Below are 15,615 nucleotides of genomic sequence, written 5' to 3'. Positions count from 1 at the left end.
TGCCACGGCTCGGAGCAATGCTGGCCATGGTCGCGGAACGCTCTGCAGAGGGCCGTATCGGGGCCCTACTGCCAGAAGCAGCCCTATCGGAGGCCACCCCCCCCGCCTCTGCGGCTCGCACCGCGCTGCGGGAGTCCGTGCACGTGGCTGTGGTCATCATCGCCGCCATGACGGCCGCAGTCGGTGCTTCTTCAGTACTCCCCGCACTGGGAGTGAACGACAACCTGCGACCCTGGCTCATCGTCGGATGCTCCGTACTGGCAGCCATCCTCGTCGGCGGCTGGCACCGTGTGGGTCGCCACTTGGAACTTGTGCCAGGCAAATGACGGCGGCGGCCTCCTGGGTCGCCACTCCTTCGCCGTCCCGAAATCGCCCGAAGTGCTGGGGCACGGCAGGCCCTTGGACACGTTCCCACAGGTCAGAGCCACCCCTCTCCCCCACCCACCCAGCGCCTTCTGAGTACTTGGCCGCATGTCTGGACCGATATTCCTTCAGAGACCATCTCGCGCGCCAGCGATAGCTCTGTCAGAGGAGACCCCTTCAAGACGGGGTCTCGTCGTCGCCCATCTCGACATTGGAGTCGTCCCCGGCAAGGCAGCCAGTCGTCTCGGCCGGCGAGGGCCGCCCCTACCGGAACCGCCGGGCAGAAGCCTGCTGTTGCCTCGGCATCACTCCTGGAGCATCACGCACCTCCGAAGCAGCGGCTCCAGACACAACTGGTTGCCCTGGGCTTCGAACGCCTGGAGGGCATCAAGACAGGTCACGATCCAGCGGGCCTCGTCTTCGTCCTCGATCCGGAACGCCACAGCGGTCACCGCACTCTCCAGGTCGAACGGGCTCTCCATGAACTCCTCGACGAGAGACCGGTAGCCGGTCACGAGCAGCGGGTCCGCATACACGCCGGTCGCCTCGGCAAAAGCACGAGCCTCGGTCCGGTCCGCGCACAAATGGGCCAGACGGTGCAGCACCGCGTCAGGATCACCCAGTTCGCCGTGGAGGCGGTGGGCCCGATCAACCAGGATCGGCCAGCCTCCGGTCAGCTCGTGGAGACGGGCCAGGCGGTCCTCCGTGTGGAACTTCTCGACCCGCTGGGCCCAGCCGCGCAGACTGCGGCGGTCATGCCGGCGCAGCACCACGGGGGCGGCCGAGGTGAGTTCGGTGCTCGTCAGCAGGGGCCGCCACAGGCCCAGCTGTGTGGGATCGGTGACGACGACCACAGCACGGGTTACCCCCGGCGTGGCGGGCAGCAGCGTCTCGGCCAAGTCGACAGCCTGCCGAGGGGCCTCGGGCCGGGCGTCCGGGTAGCGGGCGAAGTCGCTAATGACCACGCGTCGTTCCCGGGGGCGTCCTCCTGTGAGTTCCTGCTTGTAGACGCTGGGCTTACCGACAGGCGGCAGCACCCAGTCGGCGATGCGCCCGGCAATCTCACGGAGGGTGTCGCTGACATCGCCGACACCCGTCGCCGTGGTGCCGAGGACGACCCTCGTCTGGTTGGACCGCTCGCCGAGGAGGTCATCGAGCTGGGTGATGGTGAGCGGAGCCGGCCGGCCGTCGAGCAGCTCAGGACGACCCTCCTGCACGATGCTCTCCTGGAGCTCGCAGTCGTGTTCGGCCCTGAGTAGACGAGCGTCCACCTCGTGGGAGGTGCCGATCATGCGCAGGGCGTTCGGACCCCTCAGATGCCAGCCCTGCCCGTCGTGGTTGGGTGCGAGCACGCCGAGGCCCACCATCTCGGAGAGGTAAGCGCGGAATCCCTCGGTGTCGAGCTGTTCGAAGCCCTTGCGCCAGAACGTCTCGCACTCCTCGCGCAGTTCGGCGTCGCTCAGCCGCACCTCAAGGCCGCGATGGCGCGCGTGAAAGGCAAGCACGTTGGCGATCACGTCGTAGCGGTGGTCGAGGCTCAGGGTGTCCTTGAACGCCGCCGAGATGCCGTCCCTGAGCCCGGTGTCCGACTCCACGACCTCGATGTCGGCGATCTCGACCGAGTACGGAGGCCCCTCGGCTCCCCGCCGCGCTCGCTTGCGGTGCATCACCTCGACCAGCCGGTGGCCGAACATCTGGAGCAGGAAAGGCTGGTACGAGCAGTATCCGAGCACCCGGTTGACGAGATCCATGTCCTGGAACTCGAATCCGAGCGCCCGCATCGGGTCGACCAGCAGTTCGGCGGCGGACTGGGGGGCGAGTGGACCGATCACCTTCGGGGTCTGCGCAAGGTGGCCGAACGGCCCGTTGCTGGCGAGCTTGGAGAAGCGCTGCACGGAGTGCAGACCGGCGAAGACGACTTTGGCGCGATCCTTGGTGTCGGAACCGAGGCCCTTGAGCTTCTTGGTCTGGTCGAAGCGGGGAGCGTCCGCCTCGAAGAACTGGTCGCACTCGTCGAGCAGGACCAGCAGACGCCTACGGGAGTCCCCGTCGAGCCAGGCCCGGATGCCGGCGCGGACCCGATCGGAGATGTCCTGCCGCGACCGGCGGCTCGGCTGCCCGCTCAGCACCTCGGCCGCCCGCAGCTCCCGGTCGAGGACGCTCCACAGCGCCTCCGGTCCCAGCGAGCTGCCCTTGCCGATGTTCTCCTGGTCGAGGTTCACATACACCGCGAGCTGATAGCCGGGACGCTGTTCCTCGAACCGTTCCCCGGCATCACTGAGCAGGGCGGACTTGCCGAGCCCCCGACCACCGAAGATGACCTGCGTGCCGTGCCGGTCCAGGACGCTCTTGCGCTCGGCGTCACGGCCGTAGAACATCTCGCCGCCGATCCGGCCGCGCTTCTCTCGGATGTACGGGTTGACGCCGGAGAACGGCAGCAGAGTCTGCGTGGCAGTGCTGACCTGGCGGTTGCCCCGCGCCGCGAGGTAGGCCAGTGCGGCGTCGTCCACGACCAGCATCGGCTGCAGTCGGCCGGAGCCGACGGCGAGTTCACCGCGCGCCTCGCGGCCCAGCGTCCCGAAGTAGAGGACGAGGAGGCTCGCTCCGCTGTTGTCGCGCTCCGCCAGGCTCATGACGACCTTGGCCGGCGGGCGGCCCCAGACCATCAGTACGCGAAGGCTGCCGCCCTGCTCCCGGATCTGCGAGCCGAACGCGGGAGCCTTCGCCCTGCCGTTGATCTCCACCTCGGTCGCTTCGAAGAGGCGGTACTCGCGTCGGCGCAGGTGCGGGGACCGCTCGTCGAGCGGCCTGGCGCTCTTGGCCTCGTAGCCGAGGAGTTTGAGGAGCGGCGGCAGCTGCCGCCTCGCGGACACGTCGAGCCGGTCCTTCGGCTCGGTCGCCCCCAGCACCCGCCACTCGTCGAGGACGTCGGCCGCCAAGGCCGCCTCGTCGGTCGAGAGCGCGCTGTAGTCCAGGATAGGAATGCCCGGGTGTGTCCCGCCGGAGCGGACGAGGTCGACTAGGGCACGGTCGACACCTTTGGGCAGCCCGTCCGGCACAGCAGGGAAGAACTCCGTCAGGTGGGACTCGCCACCGTCGATCTCCGGGACGTCCTCGCCGATCTCCAGGAAGTAGACCAGGTCGGCGGCCGTTGCCAGGCCACCGGTGTCCAGGTGCCGCAGAACCTGCGCGCGCTGCTCCTCGGTGGGGTCGAGGGCGTCGAGCCGGGCCCGGATTCGGTCGGCGGCCTGCTGCCGGAAGGCGGGCAGGTCGCCCCGTACGGTGTCGAGTGCTCGTCGCACGTCCACCAGGTCGTACGTTTCGGTGCCGTCGAGCCGGTCCTTCGCATCGGCGAGGAGTTCCTGGACGCGGAGATCCTGGTCGTCGGTCACGGCGCCATCGGCCTGCGCGCGGTGCAGCTCGGCGACGAGGTCGTCGTGATTCCCGCGCAGCTCAGCGCGCCGGACGGCCACCTGAGCATCAATCTCGGCCACCGCGGGTGGAGTGAAGTCCCCGACCCGCGCACCGGGCAGCAGCCCTCGTTCCGCCAGCTCGACGAGCGTACAGGCCGCGCCGAAGGCATCGTGGGCGATCCGCTCGGCGAGGCCGTCCTCCCAGCCCCGGTCGACAGCAGCCAGCAGCAGGTCGAGCGAAGGCCGCTCGCCGCGGCGGTCACACACCTTCAGCAGCTCTGCATCCAGGACGAGTTCGGTGTCCACCGGACCGTCGGTCCGCGTGGTCGTCGTGCCATCGGCCAGCAGGGCAAACAGCTCCTCCATCGAGGCGCGAGCGGCCCAGGCCGTCGCGGCCTTGACCGCGACGGAGCCCCGCGCCAACTGCTCCAGTTCGCCCAGCGCTTCCTCCCTGCTCTCCAGCAGGGAGCGGCGCAGGGAGGAGATCTCCTTGACCGCCCGGTTGCCGTCGGAGCGGTCACCACGGCGGATGGTGTCGACGGCGAGACACCACTCCTTGGCCAGGCTGACGGCTCGTTCCACGAGATGCACCAGGTCTTGCCGCCCGGAGCCCTGGAGCGGCTTGCCGCTGGGCGAGCGGTGCTTGCGGTCCATGCGATCGATCTCGTTGCTGACCTCGGGCAACTTTGACAGGCGGTCGGCCTGCTCACGCACCTCGGCCACCCCGTCCCGGTGGTCTCCGGCCACGGTCATGAGCAGCGTTCCGAGCAGCCCGTCGTCGGACAGCCAGCGCTTCGCGATATCCGTTGCCCGCGCGAACCGAAGCCTCGGCGGCACGAGCAGGGCACGGCACTGCTCCAGCAACTCCCGCAGCCGTGCCTCCGCCCCAGAGATGTCGGCGCTGACCACCAGCGGCGAGGCCATCATCAGTGCGCCGCTGAGGGTGCGGTCGGCGACCGCAGTCGCGGTCTCCGCCAGCCGTTCCGGCAGCCTGGGCGCCAGAGCCTTCAGCTGGGCGCCCGCCAGATGGTCCCCGGTGATCAACGCCGTACGAAGCAGGGCGGGCAGGAGAAGGAGTTCGCTGCCTTCCGCGTCTCGGCCGGCGTGCCCGCCGTACCGTTGGAGCAGGTCGGCGATCAGCCGAGCTCCCTGGCTGTCACCGGACGTCAGCAGCCCGGCGGCACCGGCCAGGCGGAACACCGTCACCTGCGGTTCGGGGTGACCGACGGCACTCGCTACGTGGTGGGCAAGTCCGAAGCGCCGCTCCACGACCAGCCGCGTCAGGACCCGCTCCGTCGCCGCCTCGTCGGACGTCTCCTCAGTGGCGGGGGCGAGGGCCTCCAGGGCCGGCCCCACGGGCGGAGCGTCCTCGCCGCGCGACGCGGTGGAAGCGGGTTCGGGCGCGGGTTCGGGCGCGGCAGGGAGGTCCGCTTCCGGGACCTTGGCGGGTGCCGTCGGCACGTCGGTGAGGGTCGCGGCCGGTACGTCGTTGGTGTCGAGCGAACCGGCCGTAGGCGTCAGGGCCGAGGCTTCCGGTGCGGGTACGGCGTGGGGCGGGGGTCCGTCGGCGGCACGGCCGTGCGGCACCTCGGACGGACTGTCGTCCTTCTCCTCGACGACCGGCTCACCGCGCTCGGTGGCTGTGTCGTCGACGGCGGGCTCCTCGACTCCACCGGCGTCGCCTTCGAGGGCGCCCGGGCCGCCCGACTCCGCGACGGCCTCGTCCGGCTGGACCAGCACCAGATCATGGGCCATGACCATCGCCATGGCACACGCGGGCAACACCCGCACCATCCGGTCCTGGAGGGCCAGGATCTCCGTCGCCGTGTACGCCTGTCGTCCCTCACAGATCAGTCGTGCCAGGTCAGCAAGTGCGGCGCTCTCTTGGCGTTGCGTCTGGTCCCACACCGCCGCGTCCAGCAAACGGCGGGTCGCTCCCCGCACGGCTTCGGCCGCGAAGTCGGCAGGGGTGTCCGGCAGACCTGTGACGTCCAGCAGTTCCCGTAGCGTCTCGCGTGCCTGGTGGTCGAGGTCGCGTACCTCCTGGTATTCGCGTGCGGCCTCCGCCATGTCCTCCAGCCGGCGGGGCACCCCATCCATCCCCGCCGCGCGAAACACGGCGTCGGCGCTGTCGAAGACGGCGCCCAGCGCGCCAAGCGCGGCCAGGTCCTCGTCATGCGGCGGACGACCGTCCGCGACTGCGCCGGTGACGTTCTCCGCGGCTCGCCGTGCCCCCGTGAGAGCTGACTCCAGCTGTCGGCAGGCCTCCTCCGGGCCCGCTCCCCGCTCGGCACGGGCGTGCTCGGACACGGTCGCGGGCACCTCGTGCGGGGCGCCGCACTCCGGCGCGGCGCCCTCGGAAGCGGCAGCCTTCCTGCCCGGGCCGTCAGCGACGACGACCGGGTTCCTCTTACCGCCCCTCGCGGACAGCCGCTCGGCGCCGTCCCGTACGCCGTCGAAGTCCGGGTATGCCGATAGGACGAACCGAGCCTCATTGGCTACGGCGGCCAGGCGTACGGACTCCTCCTCGTCGGCAGTCTCCATGAACCAGTCCTGGTCGGCCGCCCAGGCTAGAAGGTAAGCGTCGGCGACGGAGGCGTTGCACCAAGCGAACACCGCGGCTCGGAGCAGCGTCGCGCCCCATCGAGAAACGGGCTCCGAGACGCTCATTCCGTTCCGGGCGAAGGCGACCTCAACAAGCTGGTCCAATACGGTGGGCGTGAGGTCCCTGATACCGCAGCTACAGGTGTGCTGCCGGGCGTCACGCCGCAGCCTGGAGAGAACGTCCTGGCACAGTGCCTTACCCGCCCGCCGAGGGGCTGCCATGCGGATACCCAGGCCGCCAAGCAACTTCTGCCGGTCTCTGGGCGGCAGAGAGTTGAAGGCGAGTTCCACCATGTCGACCGTGAGCTCGTTCAGAGCGGCGCCGACCGGATGGTCCAAGGCGTTGAGCGCGGCGGCCAGACCTTCGAGGTCTTCGGCCGAGGCCGTCGGCGGGGACATCGGCGGCCCCGTGATCACGCGGTAGCGGTCGTGCATGTACGCCTACTCCGTTTCTACGGCTGGTCTGTGGAAATCGGCTCGCTCGACGCCGAGGAGCCGGGAGGGAGGAACAGGACGGCGGGAAGAGGGGCGGAGGGGTGGGTTCGCGGTCAGTGGCCGCGTGTGTGCTCGGTGACGAACGTGTAGCCGTGGGGCAGTTCCCAGCCGTCCGCCTTACCGAGCCTGCGGCAGTGTTCGCGGAAGGCCGTTCGCTGCACCTCACTGGGCGAGCAGCCCGGCCGGAGGCGCCTCAAGTGACCGGCGACGAATTGGAGGGCGAGTAGGCCAGGGCCGTCGGATTCCGTGCTGCCCCATGGGCGTATCACCCTTCGTCGTGCAGGGCGGTAGCCGATGAGCGGGATGGTCGGCTGTCCGTCGCGCGCCGGGTAGTGCGGTTGGCCCCAGGCATCCCGGCTGCCGAGGGCCGGCTCCAGGAGTCGCACAGCCAACAGTTCCGCGATAGCCGCCTCCAGAGCGACGGCCTGGGACCGTGCCGGTCGACGCCCGTATACAGCACTCGGCAGGACCGAACGGTCCAGTAGGGCATGGCCGTCCAGGGTCAGGAGCCCGCAGCGGCGTACGGTGCGCATCACCAGCTGCCGGGGGCCGAGACCGACCGCGCTGTCGCCGTGGCGATCGCTGCCCGGGGCTCCCTCCCTGGTGAGCACCCGGGGGTCGTACCGGTGCCCGATCATGCGGTCGTCGACGTGGACCGGATCCGTGAGCGGGGTCGTGGCGACGCGAATCACTGTTTCGGCGCGGAGCCAGCGCAGCTCCAGCATCAAGCCGGGGAAGAAGTCGTGGGGCCAGTGGATTCCCGTCAAACGGCTTGATTCGTCATCGAGTTCGGCGGAGACGTCCTGAGTCGCCTCCTGTGCGGTCAGTGTCTGGCCCGGATGGTCGAGTTGGAGGTGTGTCGCGAGGCGTGGGCCGTGGGACCGGCGGAGCTCGCTTGCGACGTGCGGGTGCAGGGGGAACCAGCCGTCGATGAGATGTGCCAGGCGTAGGGGCGACCGCCAGGCGACCTCCTTCGCGTCGTTCCGCAGGAGTTCACCGAGGCCAAGGAAGGCATCGTCGGCGAGGGGCAGATCGACCGGATCGATCTGCGCTTCCTGATCCATCCCCGCTTCCGGCTCCGGCGGTTCGGGAAGCGTCGACGCCCAGCCACGCCCGGCGGGGAGCAGGGGGTCTCTGGGCACGTCCGCATCGCCAGGGTGATGAGACCGCCAGACGCCCCCGCTCTCGAAGGCGTCGTCGAGCGTGATCCGGGAACTGTTCTCGAACAGGCCTTGGTCGCTGTCGCCTCGGACGACGTCGGCGAGTGTCAAATTCGCCCGGCAGACCGCTGCGGCGTATCCCACTCCCCTGAGCAGTTCGATCGCACCGGGGAACTGGCGAAGCCGCGGTCCCACCGCGGTGTACACCGTGACCGGCGTGGCGAGCCCGTGGCGCCGCCTCGACGGAACGGCCGCGTGTTCCACCGCTGCGGCGAGGGACCTGAGGTCGTTGCCTCCCAATGGGCCGGTATCGCCCCAGCACTCCGCGAGGGAGGCTCGGGTCACGGCGTAGTGGCCCCACGTACGCAGGGTGGCACTGGAGCCGAGGACTCCCCGCACCGTGTCCAGCAGACCGAGCAGACCCGCTCGCAGTTCCTCATCGCCCGTAGCGCCGACAAGTTCGGCGAGGGACACGGGAACGTAGGGGCTGAGCAGTTGCTCCCGCGCCGTGGTCAGGAGGTGGTCCGCGTAGGCCGTCAGGTCGTCGTACCGAGCCGCCTCCGGGGACGGGTAGGAGACGTCGACGACGACGTGCCCGTCCTCGTTGATCCAGCGGCGGCGTGCGCGTAAGCGATGGAGCTGGGCCGGTGAAAGACTCAGCGCCGGGCCGAAGGCATGGAAATCCGGGACCAGGAGCTCCCTTCGGCGGAGAGCCTCGCCGATCGCCGGCCTGCCGGGGCCCACGGCCCCGACAGGTGCCCCGGACACCCAAGCCGGTACGTCCCCGAGGGCCCCCACCTCCGGATGTGCGCCCTCGCGGTGGACGATCTCCGCATAGAGCGGGTCCGATCCCGTAGCCACGCACACCATGGCACCGACCGGGAGTACGGGGGCGCGCCCCCCGAGCGTGATCACAGGGAAGTCGTCAAGCCGTAGCGGGCTGCCCCCGTATCCGTCGCTGGCGACGTCGTAACCGAAGTACACGGCGTTGAAGGCGACAGCGGTGTGCACGGGTGCCTGGCGGGCGGCAACCACCGCTTCGAGATAGCGCGACAGTTGATGTCGTTCCCCGGCAGGTACGGCGTCATGGCCTTTCGTCATGGCGGGGGTCAGCAGAGCGTGGTCACCGTAGGGGTCAGGCACCCCCGTTCGTCCGTGATCGCCGACCGTTGCTGACACATGCGGGTCCCCACCCATGGCACCTCCGCCGCATGGCGGACCACCCGGCCCGCCTGCGGTAATTCCTGCAGACTATGCCGAGGCGTGGAGTCCCTGTGGCACTTTCCCCATTTTGTGATTGTGGATGGCTGCTTGCCTCCAACTCGCTCGGATCGTCAACCCTGTCACACTCTGTCCGCGCAAGAGCAGAGCATCACCGACCCCCGGCGCTACGCCCAGGAGCGGACACTGATCCTTGCGGCGACGCACGGTGCGCTGCGGTCATCCCGGCGGGTCCGCTACCAACGAGGCCCAGCGGTTGTAACGGCCCCGAGGTGGCACGCACAGCCTCGGTCGGCTAGTGGCCTGGCGGAGGGCACCCCTGTCGGTCTTGGGGCGCAACCTCGGTTCTCGATGCCCCAGTGGCCCCTGATCCAGGCTGCGAGTTGGGCCATGGTGGCGTCGAAGACGTCCAGGCTAGTGATCAGATAGACCCGCTTGATGGTCGGCATCCCGGTGCTCCACTCGCGGCGCCAGCGGACGACCTGCATGGCCTGGCGAGCGCCGGGATAGTCGAGGTGGAGGAAGGCGGCGAACTTGAGTCGAGGGACGGACCGCGAGCCGACACTCGGACTCGGTGGACCTAGGCAGGCAGTCGAAGCCAGGGAGGTCGCCACCGTCGTCGCACCGCTTGGTGCGGATCCCTTCGAGCGACCTGGGTGCTCTACCCCATTGTCTACGCCACCTACACCACCCAGAAGGGCGGCACCCCCATCCCCGACGCCGTCCGCGCCCTCGACGAGGTCAGCTTCGACCGCACCAGGAAGGCCACCTCCATCACGACTGAGGACACCATCTTCGCGGGCACCCTGATCGACACTGAGACCGGCAAGCTCACCGCCGGCCGTACCGCCTGGGCGACCGCGGCCATGGACCTGCCGAAGGTCATCTGGAGAACGTCGCCACCGACCCCGCCAAGACGGCCTGCTCGCGTTCACGACACTGGCCCCGTTCCCACCCCCTGCGGGAGGGCGGGGCTTCGTCGTCCCCGGCGCTGCGGACGGGCTCAGTTCCGCATGGGTTGGGGCTCGTACAGCCGGTCGCCCCCAGTGAATCCGATCTGGTGCGACGGTATTCCACCCACCCCCACGGGAACGCTCCGCCGTCGACGCTCTGCGGCAGCGCGGAGAGTATCCAGATTGTAGGTACCGGCGGGGCTTCCGGGCGGGACCAGTTCCTCGCTGTCCACTGGCGCGAAGACTCTCCGACGCATGTGCCCTCCTCGCATCTGTCTACACACGGCCAAGACCGAAGCGCCGGGACATGGACAAGCCGACCGCCCGCAGCGCTGCGGGAGCTTAGGCGCCACCGCGTCAGCAGGGAACAGGAACGGCACGCGAATCCGCGCCGAGGCCAGCGGGCGCAGCGCAGATGAGCGCCAGAATTCACAGCCGTCCGGGGAGGCACCGAGAGCCCGACCGATCCTGAGCCGGAGGTCCCGACTGTGCCTGAGGCGGGCTCGCGCCCCCGGCACCGGGTCACTCCGCCAGCACGATGGTGTGCGGGGTCGGCGCGAGTTGGGCGCGGTAGCGGCGGATGCCCCAGGTGCGGTGCTCCAGTTCTGCCGCGACCAGGACCTCTGCCGTGTTCGTACGGTCGGGCACGAGCTCCACCAGCGCGGCCACCGGGTGGTCGCCGACCAGGGGGAATCCCTTGACGCGCCGGAACTCCCACTGCGGGTTCGGCTGGGACGCTCCGTGGCCCCGTACGATCCACTCCTCCTTCGCCGGTGCGGATCCCGGCGGCTTCTCCACCCCTACGTCCAGCACTCCTGTCGTGACCGTGAAGCTCACGCCCGTCCCGAGGCCGGGGACCGGTCGGGTGCGCTCGCCGGGGTCGATCAGGCGCGCGATCGGCCGCACGTCCCGGTCCGGTGTGGTCAGTGCGACGCCCAAGGAGGCATGGCGGAAGACGCCTTTGCTCTCCGGTGTCTCAGGGCGGAACGAGCACACCATCAGCAGTTGCCGGAACTCCCGGCCGGGTGTGGCGCCGAGATAGGACCGCCAGTCGGCCGGCGTGCCCGCGTGGTCGGCAGGCAGGAGGTCCCAGCCGAACGTGAGCCTGCCACGCAGCGGTGCGTCATCCGCCGGGCTGCCGAGCGTACGCTCCGGCACGAGTTCGACGTCGTGCAGCCGAATCTCGTTCATGCGGATGCTCCCTTGTTCCTGCCGTGCACATAGGTGAACGCTCCCCAGTCACGGTAGTGGGGATACGTGGCCCGCGTGGCGAGCTGGGCACGGCGGAAGGCCTGCTCCGGCTCTTCGCCGCGCGCGACTCCCTGGTGCAGGTGGTGGTAGAAGTACGTGGCCGGCTCCGGGCGCACGGGCCACAGGCACCCGATGACGGCCTGCGCTCCGGCGGTGATCAGTGCCGAAGGGATACCGCGGATGTTGTCGCCGCGGTCGAATCGGCCGAGCGCCGACTCACAAGCGGCGAGTGTGACAAGACGGACGCCGCGCAGGTCGACATCCAGGAAGTCGTACGCGAAGACGCGGCCGTCGTCGCCGCCGTCCGGCGTGAGGTGGAGGCAGTGCATCCACGGCGCGTCCTCGTCCAGCGTCCCGTGTACGGCGATGTGGACGACGTCCGCCGTCGCCATCTCCGCGCGCAGCCTGTCGCGAGTGGCCGCACGACCGGTGAGGGCTTCGGCACCCACCGCCTCGGCTACCTTCCGCGCGTGCTCCTCCAGCGCCGGTTCGGCATGCAGACCGAAGGGAACGCCCCCGGCAGCGGAGGCCAGTACGGCGGTCCGGGCCTCACGCGCAGGCACTTCGACGGGTGCCAGGGCTTCGAGACCGGCGATCGTGGTGACCGTCCAGTCGTCGGCGATCAGACGGCCGCCCCTGCGGCACAGTGGCAGGGGCAGGTAGTGCAGAGCGCCGTGCGGCCAGGCCAGGATCCGGTCCTTGCCCTGCGCGCGCCACTTGGCCCACAGTTCGCTGCCGCCGACCGGCAGCCCGGCCGACTCCAGCAGCCGACTGCCCTCCGGTGTCACGTCGCCGAACAGCGGGTCGCGTGCGATCTCCGTCCGGATCGCCTCGACCCGGTCCGCATCCGGGTGCCGGTCACTGTTCTCGTCCGCGCCCTCACCGAGGTGCACCACGAGCTCCCGGCCCTGCCTGGTGACCGCGAGCAGCACGGCCGCGCCGCTCACCGCCGCGGGCAGGAACCACGTCAACAGCACCGTGCGGTCGTCCAGCAGATCGTGCACCTTGGCCCAGATCCGCTGGTCGTCGACGAGCGGTGCCGAACGCCGACGCAGCTCGTCGTCGATGAACGACGAGATGCGCCACCGCAGATTCCGGGCGATCTGCGTGTGGTCGTGGCCGCCCGGACGTCGGTCGGCGTCCACCACGTTCAGCAGGTTCGGCAGGGCGCCGCCGCCGGCGGGCTCCTCCCATGCGCGCAACGTGCCGAGGAAGTGCTGGATGTGGGCGGGCAGCACGAGTGGGCCTTCGATGCGCCACCACGCTCCCAGCTCCGGCCCCTTGCCGGCTTGATGCAGGCCGAGCATCAGCCCCATCGGTAGCGTCTCGCTGTGCGCGGTGAGCTGCCAGACCGCCGAGTGCACCAAGTCGCGCAGGGTCGCGCCGAGTTCGGGCGTGCCGCTGGTGTCGAAGTTCGGCACGTCCACGATGATCGCGTACAGCGCGTTCCTGAGTTCGTCGCCGTGGAGGGTGCCCAGCTGATGGACGACCGGAATCAGGCTCGCCCGCGCCAATTCCTCGAAGCCCAGCGAGGCGTAGCCGAGCGCCGCATACGTGTAGTAGCCCCACGGGAACGGGACAGGGCCGGCGACCGGTTCGCCCGCCGCCGCCTGGTAGTACAGATCGGCCGTGAGGAGCCGGACCTCCTTGTTCCGGCCGGCGCGCGCCTGGCGCAGGAGGGTGAGCCCCAGCGCCGGCTGTCGCCGGTCGCGGGCGTGTGCGGCCGCATGCAGCAGGGCGGCAGACCGCTGCGCCGGCGTCCACGACTCCGGGAACGACACCGGGAGCAGCTCGTCGGGACGCGGGCACTCGCTCGGGTCGTCGGGCAGGGCGTGGAGCCGGGCCTCGGTCAGCTGCCTGCGGTTGGCGGAGGGCCACTGAACGTCGAGCTGCCCCGCCCAATCCAACACGGCACGCAGCAACCGCCGGTCGGCGCGCTCCCTGGCCAGGTTGACACCTTGGCTGATCACCCTCGCCGTCACCGTACTGCCGTGGGCGGTGACGAAATCCGCCAACGGCGTCCCGAACACCCCCGCGAGCAGCCCGTCGGCCGTCTCCGGGGACACCCCGTCCACCACCCTGAGGAGGAACAGCGCGAGGTCCGGCTCGTCAGCGGCGGACGAGTCGCGCCATGCCGACAGCGCGGCGCCGACAGCACCACGGTGAACTCCCTCCTCGTCCGCGAGAATCTGCGCCAGTAACGCCAGCAGCCGGGGCCTCTTCACCCCACCGTCCAGCTCCAGCGCACGCACCACCAGCTGTTCCGCTTCCGCCACCAGACGGTGGGACTCCGCCTGGAACGGCTCCTCGTCGGTGAACCACGTGCGGTACAGGTCCGCGGTCAGCCGAGCGGACCAGGTGGTCAGCAGCGGCTCGCGAGCGTAGTCGTCGCCCGCGAAGTCCTCCGGTCCCCGGCTCGCCATCCGTAACCGGGCGGCAGCCAGCAGCGCGGCTTCCACGTCGGCGGAGTCGCTCAGGCTGTCGATCAGCCGGGCCGCCAAGGCTTCGGAGTCCTCGTACACCGCGCGGTCGCACCGGTCCGCCACCAGGTGGACGCCGGCCTCGACGGTCCGGAAGGCCGCGACCCGCCAGGCAGCCTCCATCGCGCAGGCGTCGGCGACCTCGGCGACCAGTCGCCCGTAGACGTACGTGTACTCCACCGGGTCGCGGTGATCGAGGAACTCGTCCCGGAACAGGAGATCCACCATCGCGGCGGCGGGCATCGCGCCTCGCTCCGCCAGCACCTGCCGCATCTCCGCTGCCCCCACCCCGCGGGCCCGTCGCTTCGCCTCGTCCAGCGACATGATCCGATCGCACACGTACTGCGCCAGCTCCATGAGCACTCCGACGGGGTCGACGACGAAGGTGACCGCCTGCTCCCCATCCGCCGCGTCAGCGGGCTCACCGAAACGCACCGCGCCGGCACACGCCTTCCCCCGCCGTGCTTCGAGGACCAGCGCGCCGAGTGGATCGACTGCCGCGGGCAGCACGTGGGACACGACCAGAACGACCGAGCCCAGAACCTCCGCCGCCTCCGTCCACCCCGGCGGCCGTTCCACGTCGAGGTCGTGCACGAAGCGCGCACCGTCGGGATCGCGGACGGACAGCACACCTTCTTCGTCCTGCGTGACACACCACCGGGGGACGAGAGGCTGACCAAGCGGCAATTCGTCCATGGAGGGGAGCGCTCGGAGACCTTGCGCGTAGGCGCGGGCGAACAGGCTGCCTCCCGCCCCGCCACCCGTGGTGAACGGACTGACGCTCGCCAGACCGACGGCCAGGCCGGCATGCCGGACACCGTCCACATCGGCGAGGAACGCCCACCCGGTGACCTCCCGTGACAGTCGCACGCCATCCCCCTTCGCGCCGCCGGTCGTCGACGAGTTCAACGGTGGCACAGACAACGGCCGGACCAGAGGCCGGGGGCTCGCACCGGTGCTGCCGAGCGGGGCACGGGGCCGGTCGTCGGGGTCAGGACCAGAGCTGGTGCCGCTGCCAGCCGGTGGACTCTCGCTCGTACCGGAGGCGGACGTGGACGCGGCTCGCGGCCGCCTGCCAGAACTCCACCGTGTCCGGGACGACGGTGTACAGCGTCCACGCCGGGTCCACCAGGCCGGGTTCGGTCTCCACCCGGGCCAGGCTCTCCCCCAGCGCACGGTCGCGCGCGCCGGAATCCGTGAGGTAGCGGCTCTGCCGGCCGAGCAGGGCCTCCGCCCTCGCGGTCGCCCCGCGGGCGAGGAAGTCGGCGGCCGAACGCTCCGGGGCGTCGGGAACCACCGCGCCCCGGACGCGGACCTGACGGCCGAACTCCGCCCAGTAGAAGGTGAGCGCGGCCCGCGGCGCACCCGCGAGCTGCACGCCCTTCGGACTGGCGGCGTGCGCCGCGAACTGGAAACCCGACCCGTCGGCGTTCTTGAGGATCAGGACGCGGGCGTCGGGGTCCCCGGCCTCGTCGACGGTGGACAGGGTCATGGCGTGCGGGTCGGGGACACCGGCGTCCACCGCCTCCGTCAGCCACGCCAGGAACAGGGCGGAGGGTTCGGCCGGTGCCCGCTCCGGGTCGAAGACGGGCAGCGGGCGGGCGAAGACCTCGATGCCGCGCAGCCATTCGCGTACGGCGGAGGGGTCCGGTTCCGGCATGGGATTCTCCCTGGG

General features: G+C 70.3%; 5 protein-coding genes. All 5 read right to left on the bottom strand.

Features of this window, described 5'->3' with window-relative positions; translation table 11 throughout:
* Positions 1 to 668: 668 nt before the first annotated feature.
* The 5 genes from DEJ43_RS30350 to DEJ43_RS30325 all read right to left on the bottom strand — a co-directional run bounded on the left by DEJ43_RS30350 (position 669) and on the right by DEJ43_RS30325 (position 15,600).
* Positions 669 to 6,815 (bottom strand): hypothetical protein, encoded by a 6,147-nt coding sequence (locus DEJ43_RS30350; RefSeq protein ID WP_015037236.1) that lies wholly within the window; start codon positions 6,813 to 6,815, stop codon positions 669 to 671.
* A 113-nt stretch (positions 6,816 to 6,928) separates the two neighbouring features.
* Positions 6,929 to 9,178: a hypothetical protein gene (locus DEJ43_RS30345; RefSeq protein WP_233448006.1), complete on the bottom strand. Its 2,250-nt coding sequence runs from the start codon at positions 9,176 to 9,178 to the stop codon at positions 6,929 to 6,931.
* 1,553 nt (positions 9,179 to 10,731) lie between these two features.
* Complete coding sequence (locus DEJ43_RS30335) at positions 10,732 to 11,400, bottom strand: hypothetical protein (RefSeq protein ID WP_015037232.1); 669 nt, start codon at positions 11,398 to 11,400, stop codon at positions 10,732 to 10,734.
* Positions 11,397 to 14,849, bottom strand: a complete 3,453-nt coding sequence (locus DEJ43_RS30330; protein ID WP_145953725.1) for a CHAT domain-containing protein — start codon at positions 14,847 to 14,849, stop codon at positions 11,397 to 11,399. The genes DEJ43_RS30335 and DEJ43_RS30330 overlap by 4 nt, the downstream gene beginning before the upstream one ends.
* An 82-nt stretch (positions 14,850 to 14,931) precedes the next feature.
* A complete protein-coding gene (locus DEJ43_RS30325) occupies positions 14,932 to 15,600 on the bottom strand; it encodes a pyridoxine/pyridoxamine 5'-phosphate oxidase (protein ID WP_015037230.1) in 669 nt (222 codons plus the stop codon).
* Positions 15,601 to 15,615 lie beyond the last annotated feature (15 nt).

The sequence above is a fragment of the Streptomyces venezuelae ATCC 10712 genome (genome assembly GCF_008639165.1).
GTDB classification, from domain to species: Bacteria; Actinomycetota; Actinomycetes; order Streptomycetales; family Streptomycetaceae; genus Streptomyces; species Streptomyces venezuelae.
This window is presented reverse-complemented; position numbering and strand designations above follow the sequence as displayed.

Coding starts and splice junctions, on each gene's coding strand:
- DEJ43_RS30350 (WP_015037236.1), bottom strand. CDS start 6,815: ATGCACGACCGCTACCGCGTGATCACGGGGCCGCCGATGTCCCCGCCG.
- DEJ43_RS30335 (WP_015037232.1), bottom strand. CDS start 11,400: ATGAACGAGATTCGGCTGCACGACGTCGAACTCGTGCCGGAGCGTACG.
- DEJ43_RS30325 (WP_015037230.1), bottom strand. CDS start 15,600: ATGCCGGAACCGGACCCCTCCGCCGTACGCGAATGGCTGCGCGGCATC.